The following is an 11677-nucleotide window of genomic DNA, read 5'->3' on the forward strand; positions in this document are numbered from 1 at the left end:
AGTAGCCCCGCCCGGCGTCCCTTGCAGAGAAGACTCTAGACCACGCCTCCCGAGCCCTGCACGGCACCCCCCAGTCGGCGCAGCGAGACCTCCCGACCCAGCAGTTCCATGGACTCGTAGAGCGGCGGCGACACGGTGCGGCCGCTGATCGCGACGCGGATCGGACCGAAGGCCTTCCGCGGCTTGAGCCCCAGGCCCTCGACGAGGGACTCCTTCAGGGACTCCTCGATCGCCGCCGTCGTCCACTCCGGGAGGGCCTCGAGACCCTTGATCGCCGCGTCCAGGATCGGCCCGGCGTCCGGGCCGAGGTTCTTGGCGGCGGCGTCGGGGTCGATCTCGAGCTCGTCGACGAAGAGGAAGGCCAGCATCCGCGCCGCGTCGGACAGCACGACGGAGCGCTCCTGCACCAGCGGCGCCGCGGCGGCGAGCACCGGGTCGTCCGCGGCCACGGTGAGGCCGATCGCCGCCAGGTACGGGACCACCCGCGCCGCGAAGTCCGCGGGGTCCAGGGCGCGCAGGTGCGCGGCGTTGATCGCCTCGGCCTTCTTCAGGTCGAAGCGGGCGGCGTTCGAGGAGACCCGGGAGACGTCGAACGCCTCGACCATCTCCGCGAGCGAGAAGACGTCCCGGTCCTCGGCGATCGACCAGCCGAGCAGCGCGAGGTAGTTGAGCAGGCCCTCCGGGAGGAACCCGCGGTCGCGGTAGAGGAACAGGTTGGACTGCGGGTCCCGCTTGGAGAGCTTGCGGCTGCCCTCGCCGGTGACCAGCGGGAGGTGCGCGTAGGTCAGCGGGCCCTCGCCGATCCCGACCCGCGCCAACGCCTCGAGCAGCGCGATCTGCCGCGGGGTGGAGGCCAGCAGGTCCTCGCCGCGCAGGACGTGGGTGATGCCCATGAGCGCGTCGTCGAGCGGGTTGGTCAGCGGGTAGAGCGGCGTGCCGTCCCCGCGGGCCAGCACGAAGTCCGGCACGGTGCCCTGCTTGAACGTGATCTCGCCGCGGATCAGGTCGGTGAACACGATGTCGCGGTCCGGCATGCGCAGCCGGTAGACGGGCTTGCGGCCCTCGGCGCGGAAGGCCTGCTTCTGCTCCTCGGTGAGCGCACGGTCGGCGTTGTCGTAGCCCAGCTTCGGGTCGCGACCGGCGGCCCTGTGGCGGGCCTCGATCTCCTCGGCGGAGGAGTAGGACTCGTAGACCTCGCCCGCCTGCACGAGCCGCCCGAGCGCGTCCCGGTAGAGGTCGCCGCGCTCGCTCTGCCGGTACGGGCCGTGCGGGCCGCCCTTCTCGGGGCCCTCGTCCCAGTCGAGACCGAGCCAGCGCAACGCGTCGAGGATCGCCTCGTAGCTCTCGACGCTGTCCCGCTGCGCGTCGGTGTCCTCGATCCGGAACACGAAGTCGCCCTGGTGGTGGCGGGCGTGCGCCCAGTTGAACAGGGCGGTGCGGATCAGCCCGACGTGCGGGGTGCCGGTGGGCGAGGGACAGAAGCGGACGCGGACTCTACTCATGGTGGGGCCGAGAATATCCCTGCATCGCTGGTGCTCGCGGGCGGTGGGAGCGTACATTTCAACGCATGATGAATAACGCGGTGATCGTCGGTGGTGGTCCGGCCGGGATGGTGCTCGGCCTGCTGCTCGCCCGGGCGGGCGTGGAGGTCACCGTGCTGGAGAAGCACGCGGACTTCCTGCGCGATTTCCGCGGCGACACCGTGCACCCCTCCACCCTCGAGCTGCTCGACGAGCTGGGTCTGGGCGAGCGGTTCGACGCCCTGCCCCAGCGTCGGATCTCGTCGGTGAACGCGGTGCTCGACGGGGGCACGCTCCAGATCGGGGACTTCGGCCTGCTGCGCTCCCCGCGGCCCTACGTCGCGCTCGTCCCGCAGTGGGACTTCCTCGACCTGCTGGCCGAGGCCGCCGCCGCGGAGCCGACCTTCACCCTGATCCGCAACGCGGAGGTCACCGGGTTGGTGCGCTCGGGGGACCGCGTGACCGGGGTGCGGTGGACGGACCGGGTGACCGGCGAGGAGCACACGCTGGAGGCCGCGCTGACGATCGGGTGCGACGGGCGGCGGTCCGTGGTCCGGGCGGCGGCCGGGCTGCGCGGGCGGGCGTTCGGGGTCCCGCTGGACGTCGAGTGGTTCCGGCTGCCCCGGGAGGCGGACGACCCCGTGGGCGGGCTCGGCCGGTTCACCCGCGGCCAGTTCGCCGTGATGATCGACCGCGGGGACTACTGGCAGTGCGGGTACCTGGTCCGCAAGGGCGGCGACGGTCCGCTGCGGGCGCTCGGCATCGACGCGCTGCGCCGCAGGCTCGCCCGGCTGATCCCGTTCACCGGGGACCGCGTGGGCGCCCTGCGCTCCTGGGAGGACGTCTCGATGCTCGACGTCCGCATCGACCGCCTCCGCCGCTGGTTCCGCCCGGGCCTGCTGCTGATCGGAGACGCCGCGCACGCGATGTCCCCGGTGGGCGGGGTGGGCATCAACCTGGCGGTCGCGGACGCCGTGGCGGCGGCCCGGCACGTCGCGCCCGCCCTCCGCGCCGGGTCGGCTTCGTCCGTGCCGCTCGCGCGTGTGCAGGCGCGGCGGTGGCTGCCCGCCGCGGTCATCCAGACCGTGCAGCGGGCCGCCCACCACGTGCTCCTGTCCCGGTCGCTGCGCATCGACCCGGACGCGGCCCTCCCCGAGCGGACCGCGCTGCCCGCGCCGGTGCGGTTCGTGCAGCGCCACCCGCGCCTGCAGATCGTCCCGGCGTGGCTCTTCGGCCTGGGCGTGCTCCAGGAGCACGCCCCCGCCTGGGCCCGCCGCGCCCCCGCAGCCGACGGTGGTGTGATCGTCGGGTCCACATCCTGAGATGACTTGCCGGCAGTCGGTGGGGCGCCTCGAAGATGGAGGAGCACCGCGGCACATCGACGTGCCGCGGGCCCGAGTCCCCGGAGGAACCGTGGCAGTCAGCGTGACCGTCCTGTACCACCACCCCGCCGACGTGGCGGCGTTCGACAAGCACTACACGGAGGTGCACGCGCCGCTCGCGGCGAAGTTGCCGGACCTGCAGTCCTACACGGTCGTCCGGCCCGGGCCGGGCCCGGACGGGTCCGCGCCCGCCTACCACCTCGTCGCGACCCTGATCTGGCCGTCGCCGGAGGCGATGCAGAGCGCGATGGGCGGCCCCGAGGGCCAGGCGACCAACGCCGATCTCGCGAACTTCGCGCAGGCCGGGACCACGTTCCTCATCGGCGGCGTCGAGCAGGTCGTCTGAGGATCCGCGCCTCCGGCGCCCGTGCGTGGTAAGTGGTGCCAGAGCACCACTTACCACGCACGGGCGCCGGGGGCGCTAGTTCGCCGCGGCGGTGTCCCGGCTCGACACCAGGGCCGCGAGCCGGTCGCCGATGGCCTGGGTGTGGCCGGTCGCGCTGTGGTCGCGCGTCGCGAGGTCGAAGGCCACCGCGGCCTCGATGCGCCGCGCGGACTCCTGCTGGCCGACGTGGTCCAGCAGCAGGGCGACGGACAGCACCGCCGCCGTCGGGTCCGCGATGCCCTGGCCCGCGATGTCCGGGGCCGAGCCGTGGACCGGCTCGAACATCGACGGGTTGCGGCCGGAGGCGTCGATGTTGCCGCTGGCCGCGAGCCCGATGCCACCGGTGACGGCCGCCGCGAGGTCGGTGAGGATGTCGCCGAACAGGTTGTCGGTGACGATGACGTCGAACCGGCCCGGGTCCGTGACCAGGTGGATCGTCGTGGCGTCGACGTGCTGGTAGGCCACCGAGACGTCCGGGTGCTCCAGCGAGACCTCCTCCACGATCCGGGACCAGAGGGCCCCGGCGAAGGTCAGCACGTTGGTCTTGTGCACCAGGGTCAGGTGCTTGCGGGGGCGGCGCTCGGCGCGGGCGAACGCGTCCCGCACCACCCGCTCGACGCCGAACGCGGTGTTCTGGCTGACCTCGGTCGCGATCTCGTGCGGGGTGTCCTTGCGGAGCAGGCCGCCGGTGCCGACGTACGGGCCCTCGGTCCCCTCGCGCACCACGACCAGGTCGATCTCGGCGTTGCCCGAGAGCGGGCCGCGCACGCCGGGGTACAGCCGCGCCGGGCGCAGGTTCACGTGGTGGTCGAGCTCGAACCGCAGGCGCAGCAGCAGGCCGCGCTCGAGGATGCCGCTGGGGACCGACGGGTCGCCGACGGCGCCGAGCAGGATGGCGTCGTGCTGCTGGAGCTCGGTCAGGACCGTCTCGGGCAGCAGCTCGCCGGTGGAGTGCCACCGGGCCGCGCCGAGGTCGTACGTCGTGGTCTCCACGTCGGGGGTCACCTCGGTCAAGACCTTGAGGGCCTCGTCGATGACCTCCGGTCCGATGCCGTCGCCGGGAATGACCGCAAGACGCATGCTGCTCGACTGTCCTCTCTGATCCGGCCGCACTCGTCGCGGCCGTGGGGGCGATCGCACGCTACTAGCCGGAACCGCCGCCGAACGCCACCGTCCACCCCATCGGGGTCACCCGGGACGGTGAACTCGTGCCACCCGGCCCGCCGGCACCCGACCGACACACCCCCGAGTGGGTGTGATTGTGCGCCTCGGCACCGACACGCCCGACGGCGGGGTCCCCCACGGTCGCGGCCCACTCACCCGTTCGGGTCAGGCAGGGCCGCCGCTCGGGTGCCCTCACCGTTCTGCGGGAACACGACCAGCAGCGCTCGGCCGGGGTCCGGGAGGCGGGTGCCCGCGTCGGCGGGGGTCAGCAACGGAGCGTCTCCGGCGGGGACCCAGGGCGCGAGATCGACCACGTCGACCGGTGCGGTGGGCTCGCCCCCCGGCGTCGTGACGTCCACCGGCCCGTAGTCGCCCTCGACCCTGACCTGCATGGACAGCGGTCTCCCCGGCACGGCGCCGAGCACGGACAGCCGCACCGGCAGGACCCAGGTGTCGGTGTCGAAGACCCGGGAGTCGACGTCCCCGGGGAGCCCGTTCACCGGGAGGGCGTCCAGCTCGCGGCCCTCGGCGTCGACCACCCGCGCGACCAGCACGTCGGTCTCGGGGACCTTCACCAGCCCGACGGCGCGGTCGACGACCCCGTCGCCGTCGACGTCGAACCCGACCGTCGGGACGGTCGTGGCGCCGACGTCCGGCAGGGTGCCCCACATGGACACGGCGATGCCGATCGTGTCGCCCGCCCGAGCGGCGCCCACCCAGCGGACGTCCCCGCCCCGGCCGGTCTCCCCCGTGACGCACCCGAGCGCCCGGCCCGGCGCGCAGGCCGGCAGCTCGGGGCTGCTCGCGAGCAGGGAGAACACGCCCGCCCGGGACCGGTAGGCCTCGCTGCCGCTCCCCTGGTCCAGGCCCGCGCCGCCCAGCACGATCCCGTCGCCGCCGCGCTGCGCCGTGAGCGTCGAGACCGGTCTCGGGGCCGAGGTGACCGGGACGCGCACCTCGCGGCCGCCCGCGGTGAGCACGATCCGGCCGGACGCGTCCGCGACGTACTGCCGGGGTCGTCCGTGCTGGACCGGGCTCATCGTGGGGTCGAGGGTGTGCCGCAGCGCGTCGGCCTGCGCGGTGAGGGTGACCGTCAGCGCGCCGGGCCCGCCCGGCGCCACGGTGATCGACACCCCGGGCACCGTCGTGATCGGCTCGTACCGGGCGGCGGAGACCGGCCCGCTGACCTGGATCGTCCGGGTCCGGGTCACGGTCTGCCCGGCGGGCACCTCGACGACCCCGAACCCGACGCCGACGGCGGCCCCGTCGCCCGCCAGGACCGGCGGGTCGAGGGCGGCCCTCGCGTCCACCCGCCCACCACCGACCCGCATCGGCGCCTGGAGCCCGCTGGGCGCGGTGGCGGCTCGGACGTCCGCGGCCGTGGTGACGATCGCCGTCTTGACCTGCGTCGGCGTCCAGTCGGGGTGGGCCTCGCGGACCAGCGCCGCGACGCCGGCGACGAACGGCCCGGCCATGGACGTGCCGGTCTCGCTGATCCGGCCCGAACCGGTGCCCGCGGCGGCCGACACGATCGTCTCGCCGGGCGCCGCCACGTCCGGCTTCACCCCGGGGCCGCGGGTACCCCGCGCGGAGCTCTCGCTGACGGTGTCGGCGATCCCGGGGACCCGGGTCGCCACGGTGCCCGCGAGGGTGCCGTCGAGGTGCACCCGGACCGGGCCCGCGCCGCGCAGGACGGCGGTCGAGGGGCCGTCGAGCTGGAACATCGGGATCGTGGCGTTGCCGGCGATCCGGGCGCCGCCCTGGTCGCCGTCGGTGGCGAGCAGGACGCCGACCGCCCCCGCGGCCTGGGCGTTGTCCGCGCGCACGGCCGAGCCGCAGGCCCGTTCCGCGGGCCACTCCAGCAGGGCGATCGCGCCCCGCACGCCGCCGAACGGGGCGCAGCCCTCCCCACCGACGGCCACCACCGGTGCCGTGACGTCGAGGGTCCCCGTGAAGTCGACGCCGTACTGGCCGGTCAGCTGCGGCCCGCCCACGATCTGCGCCGCGTCGAGGAGCACGCCCGCGTCCCGGACGCTCGCCACGGCGATCGCGCCGGGTGCGGTCGCCGGCGCGCCGACGGCGTCGGTCACGTCGCCGCCGTTCCCCGCGGCGGCGACCACGGTGACCCCGGCATCGACCAGGCGTGCGACGAAGTCGTTCACCGGGTCGTCGGCGGGCGCGAAGTCCGTGCCGAGGGAGAGGTTGACGACGTCCAGCCGGTCGGTGAGGTCGCCGTCGCCGTCGGGGTCCAGGGCCCGGTCGAGGGCCTGCGGCAGGAGCGCGGTCGCACCCGCGCAGCCGAAGACGCGGATCGCGTAGAGCCGGGCCTGCGGCGCCGCGCCGGGTCCGATCCGCATCGCGTCGAGACTCTCGGGGCCCAGCGCGGAGTAGTCGCCGGTGAAGGTGCTCCCGTCCGCGTTCACGCCGTAGCCCGCGGCGCTCCCGGCGACGTGGGTGCCGTGGCCCTCGCAGTCGAGCGGGTCGTCGTCGGGGCGCGGGACGGTGCGGGACGGGTCGGTGCTCGCCGAGTCGTAGTCGTCGCCAGCGAGATCGACGCCGCCGACGACCTTCGCCGTCGGGAACGTCCGGGGCCCGCGGAAGGCCTCGACGGTGCCGGGTCCGCCGAAGTCCGCGTGCGTGTAGTCGATGCCGGTGTCGACGATCCCGATCCGGACGCCCGCGCCGAGCCTGCCGGTGTCCTGCCAGGTCCGCATGGTGCCGGCGAGCTGGGCGGCCGAGGCGTTGCTCGGGCGGGCGTCGCTGATCCGGCGGACCGAGCGCACCCCCGGGAGCGCGGCGATCCGGGCGGCCGCGGCGGGGTCCGCGCGGACCGCGACGCCGGGCACGGCGTTGTGGGTGCGGTAGAGCTCGCGCTCGCCCTCGGCGCCGCGCAGCTGGTCCAGCACCGCGTCGGCGTGGGCGTCGATGCGGGCGCGGGTGCCCTCGACCATCCGACGGGCGGCGTCCTCGCCCCGGGGCAGCGCGGCCCGCCAGTCCGCCTCCGCGGCGCTGTCGTCGAATTCGACGAACACGGCGCTCGGCGCGGTGGTGGGCGCGGTGACAGGCGCGGTGGCGGGCGCGGCTTCCGCGGGTGGCGCGACGACGACCACCGCCAGCACCGCCGCGACGACCACCATCACCCTGCGCCACGGCACCCGCGTTCCCCTCCCACCGATCGGTGAGCGAAACGTAGATCAGCGCGCGTGGGGTGACGCCGAGTCACACCCGATCCGTTGACCCCCGCCCGTGAGCGGCGATCGTCGCTCTAGCGACGATCGCCGCTCACGACGGGGTGTGCACCGGGCCGAGCAGGCCCTCCCCCCCTCGGGAGGAGGGCCGCGTGCTCAGTCGTCGAAGCTGATCATCCGGGTGGTGCTGGCGCCGACGGAGGCGCCGATCGGCTCGAGCACGCCCGGGTCGATCGCCCGGTCCACGCGCAGCAGCATGATCGCGTCCGCGCCGTCCGTGGTCTGGCTGATCTGCGCGGCCTCGATGTTCACCGCGGCCTCGCCCAGCAGGGAGCCGACCCGGCCCATGACGCCGGGGCGGTCCGCGTACTCCAGGAGCAGGACCTCGCCCTCGGCCCGCAGGTCGAAGTGGCGGCCGTTGACCTCGACGAGCTTCTCGACCTGCGCGCGGCCGGTGAGCGTGCCGGAGACGGTGATCGCCTCGCCGTCCGGCATGGCGGCGCGCAGCTGCACGACCGAGCGGTGGTTCTCCGACTCCGGGGCGGTGGTCAGCTCGACCGAGACGCCGCGCTCGGCGGCCAGCGCCGGGACGTTGACGAAGGTCACCTGGTCCTCGACGACGTGGTGGAACACGCCGCGCAGGGCCGCGAGGGACAGCACCGAGACGTCCTCCGACGCGAGCTCACCCGCGACGTCCACCGTGACCGAGGTGGGCACCCGACCCGCGACGGCGTGCAGCACGGTGCCCAGCTTCTGCACCAGCGGCAGCCACGGCCGGACCTCCTCGCCGACGGCGCCGTTGATCTGCACGTTCACCGCGTCCGGCACGAACTCGCCCGCCAGGGCCAGCTGCACCGAGCGCGCGACGTCCGTGCCCGCGCGGTCCTGCGCCTCGGTCGTCGAGGCGCCGAGGTGCGGGGTGACGGTGATGTTCTCCAGCTCGAACAGCGGGCTCGAGGTGGTGGGCTCGGTGACGTAGACGTCCACGCCCGCGCCGCCGACGTGACCCGACCGCACGGCCTCGGCCAGCGCGTCCTCGTCGATCAGGCCGCCGCGGGCCGCGTTGACGATGATCACGCCCGGCTTGGTGAGCGCGAGCTGGTCCTTGCCGATGAGGCCGAGGGTCTCGGGGGTCTTCGGCAGGTGGATGGTGATGAAGTCCGCGGTCGCGAGGAGGTCCTCGAGGCTGAGCAGCTCGATGCCGAGCTGCGCGGCCCGGGCCGGGGCGACGTAGGGGTCGTAGGCGACGAGCCGGACGTCGAACGCGCCGAGGCGCTGCGCGACCAGCTGGCCGATCTTGCCCAGGCCCACCACGCCGACGGTCTTGCCCTGCAGCTCCACGCCGCCGTACTGCGAGCGCTTCCACTGCCCCTGGCGCAGCGAGGCGTCCGCCGCCGGGATGTGCCGGGCGGTGGCCAGCAGCAGCGCGATCGCGTGCTCGGCCGCCGACACGATGTTCGAGGTGGGGGCGTTGACGACCATGACGCCGCGGGCCGTGGCGGCCGGGACGTCCACGTTGTCGAGGCCGACGCCGGCGCGGGCCACCACCTTCAGCCGGGTCGAGGCGGCGAACACCTCCGCGTCGACCTGGGTGGCCGAGCGGACCAGCAGCGCGTCCGCGTCCGCCACCGCCTCGAGCAGGGCGGGTCGGTCGGTGCCGTCCACGTGCCGGATCTCGACCTCGGATCCCAACAGCTCCACGGCGGAGGGCGCGAGCTTCTCCGCGAGCAGGACGACGGGACGGGTGGCGGCTGCGCTACTCACGATGCTCCACAGGTGGGCGGACGGGTCACCAGGAGTCTAGGAGGCCCCGCCGACGGTTCTCGCCCCGAGGTGGCGCAGCCGATACCACGCGGCGGTCACGCGTGGGTGAACTGTGCCGAATCGGACATGAGCCCGGCCAGGAGCTCGAAGCTGCGGAACCACCCGGCCCGGTCGACGACGGGGCAGGCGACGATCAGCTCGTCCACCCCGACCCGCTGGGCGAAGTCCTCCAGCCAGGTCTCCACGGTGTCCGGCGTGCCGACCGCGGTGTACTTCATCATGCCGAGGATCTGGCGGCCGGACGGCGTGCTCAGCACGGCCTCCGCCTCCTCGTCGGTGAGCCGGTGGCCACCGCGGGAGAGGAACAGCTTGACCCGGCTCAGCTGCGCCCGGTGCTGCCGCTCGGCGGCCTCCTCCGCGGAGTCCGCGGCGATGACGTTGACCCCCGCCAGCACCCGCGGCGCGGCGAGGTGGGCCGACGGCCGGAACTCGGAGCGGTAGGTCTGCACGGCGGCCTCGAGCTGGTCGGGCGCGAAGTGCGAGGCGAACGCGTAGGGCAGACCGAGGATCGCGGCCACCTGGGCGCCGTAGAGCGACGAGCCGAGGATGAACAGCGGGACCCGGGTGCCCCGGCCCGGGTAGGCGTCGACCCCCTCGACCAGGGACTGGCCGTCGAGGAAGGCCTGCAGCTCCTGGACGTCCTGGGGGAAGGTCTCCGACGCCCGCGGGTCCCGGCGCAGCGCCCGGAAGGTGTTCTGGTCGGTGCCCGGCGCCCGGCCCAGCCCCAGCTCGATGCGGCCGGGGAAGAGCTCGGCCAGGGTGCCGAACTGCTCGGCGATCTGCAGCGGCGAGTGGTTGGGCAGCATGACCCCGCCCGCGCCGAGCGTGATCGTCGAGGTCTGCGAGGCGACGTGCCCGATCATGACGCTCGTCGCCGACGAGGCGATGGAGCGCATGTTGTGGTGCTCGGCGTACCAGATGCGCCGGAAGCCCCAGCGCTCCGCGCGCTGCGCCAGCTCCACGCTGGCCTGCAGGCCCTCGCGCACCGACTCGCCCTCCGCGACGGTCGCCAGGTCGAGGATGGACAGCGGGGGCAGGGACACGACGGGCACCTTCCGATCGGGATCACTCCCCCGTGCCAACACGCCCGCGCCCCGATCTCTTCCGCACACACGAACGGCGCCCCCGGGATCCGGGAGCGCCGCCGGTGGTCGTGAGTGGCGATGGTCGCTCTGGCGACCATCGCCGCTCACAGGGTCACTTGGCCTTCTCGCCCACCCAGCTCATCAGGCCGCGGAGCTTCTCGCCGACGACCTCGATCGGGTGCTCCGACCCCTCCTTCTGCAGGCGGGTGTAGTTCGGGCGGCCTGCCTCGTCCTCGGCGACCCACTCCTGCGCGAAGCGGCCGTCCTGGATCTCGGCGAGGATCCGCTTCATCTCCTCCTTGGTCGCGGCGTTGACCACGCGCGGACCACGGGTGAGGTCGCCGTACTCGGCGGTGTCGGAGATGGAGAAGCGCTCGTTGGCGATGCCGCCCTCGTACATGAGGTCGACGATCAGCTTGAGCTCGTGCAGGCACTCGAAGTACGCGATCTCCGGGGCGTAGCCCGCCTCGGTGAGCACCTCGAAACCGGTCTGGACCAGCGCCGCCGCACCGCCGCAGAGGACGGCCTGCTCGCCGAACAGGTCGGTCTCGGTCTCCTCCTTGAAGGTGGTCTCGATGACGCCCGCGCGGGCGCCGCCGATCCCGGCCGCGTAGGAGAGCGCGATGGACTTGGCGTTGCCCGAGGCGTCCTGCTCGACGGCGATCAGGGCCGGCACGCCCTTGCCGTCGACGTACTGGCGGCGGACCAGGTGGCCCGGGCCCTTCGGCGCGATCATGATCACGTCGACGTCCGCGGGGGCCTTGATCAGGTCGTAGCGGATGTTGAAGCCGTGGCCGAACGCGAGCACGTCGCCCGAGTTCAGGTTGGGCGCGATGTCGTCCGCGTAGATGAAGCGCTGCTTGGTGTCCGGCGCCAGGATCATGATCAGGTCGGCCCAGGCCGACGCCTCGGCCGGGGTGAGGACCTCGAGACCCTCGTCGGTGGCCTTCTGGCGGCTCTTCGAGCCCTCGGGCAGACCGATCTTCACCTCGACGCCGGAGTCACGCAGCGAGAGCGCGTGCGCGTGGCCCTGCGAGCCGTAGCCGATCACGGCGACCTTGCGGCCCTGGATGATCGACAGATCGGCGTCGTCGTCGTAGTAGATGTTGACACTCATGACGGGTGGTGA

Annotated in this window: 8 protein-coding genes; 2 read left to right on the forward strand and 6 right to left on the reverse strand. The window is 73.9% G+C overall.

Annotation, left to right across the window (positions count from 1 at the left end; translation table 11 throughout):
* Positions 1-35: 35 nt before the first annotated feature.
* The gene (gene gltX / locus L3X23_RS15995; RefSeq protein ID WP_237192949.1) at positions 36-1502 is read right to left on the reverse strand and encodes a glutamate--tRNA ligase; all 1467 of its coding nucleotides are present in this window, start codon (positions 1500-1502) and stop codon (positions 36-38) included.
* Between the two features lie 65 nt (positions 1503-1567).
* On the opposite strand from gltX, the gene L3X23_RS16000 reads away from it, so the two are divergent.
* Positions 1568-2842 carry an FAD-dependent oxidoreductase gene (locus L3X23_RS16000; protein ID WP_237192950.1) on the forward strand — a complete coding sequence of 425 codons (1275 nt, stop codon included), beginning with the start codon at positions 1568-1570 and terminating at the stop codon, positions 2840-2842.
* A 91-nt stretch (positions 2843-2933) separates the two neighbouring features.
* The gene (locus tag L3X23_RS16005; RefSeq protein ID WP_237192951.1) at positions 2934-3248 is read left to right on the forward strand and encodes an EthD family reductase; all 315 of its coding nucleotides are present in this window, start codon (positions 2934-2936) and stop codon (positions 3246-3248) included.
* 75 nt (positions 3249-3323) lie between these two features.
* Here L3X23_RS16005 and L3X23_RS16010 read toward each other — a convergent pair whose 3' ends face one another.
* From L3X23_RS16010 to ilvC, 5 genes are all read right to left on the reverse strand, one after another.
* On the reverse strand, positions 3324-4367 hold the full coding sequence (locus tag L3X23_RS16010; protein ID WP_093081625.1) for a 3-isopropylmalate dehydrogenase: 1044 nt from the start codon (positions 4365-4367) through the stop codon (positions 3324-3326).
* A gap of 236 nt (positions 4368-4603) precedes the next feature.
* Positions 4604-7606 (reverse strand): S8 family serine peptidase, encoded by a 3003-nt coding sequence (locus tag L3X23_RS16015; RefSeq protein WP_237192952.1) that lies wholly within the window; start codon positions 7604-7606, stop codon positions 4604-4606.
* Positions 7607-7795: 189 nt separating this feature from the next.
* Entirely contained in the window at positions 7796-9403 is a 1608-nt protein-coding gene (gene serA, locus L3X23_RS16020; protein WP_237192953.1) for a phosphoglycerate dehydrogenase, read from the reverse strand.
* A 95-nt stretch (positions 9404-9498) separates the two neighbouring features.
* A complete protein-coding gene (locus L3X23_RS16025; RefSeq protein WP_237192954.1) occupies positions 9499-10506 on the reverse strand; it encodes an LLM class flavin-dependent oxidoreductase in 1008 nt (335 codons plus the stop codon).
* Between the two features lie 154 nt (positions 10507-10660).
* A complete protein-coding gene (gene ilvC / locus L3X23_RS16030; protein WP_237192955.1) occupies positions 10661-11665 on the reverse strand; it encodes a ketol-acid reductoisomerase in 1005 nt (334 codons plus the stop codon).
* Positions 11666-11677: the final 12 nt, after the last annotated feature.

This window comes from Pseudonocardia sp. WMMC193 (assembly GCF_021728735.1).
Lineage (GTDB): Bacteria > Actinomycetota > Actinomycetes > Mycobacteriales > Pseudonocardiaceae > Pseudonocardia > Pseudonocardia oroxyli.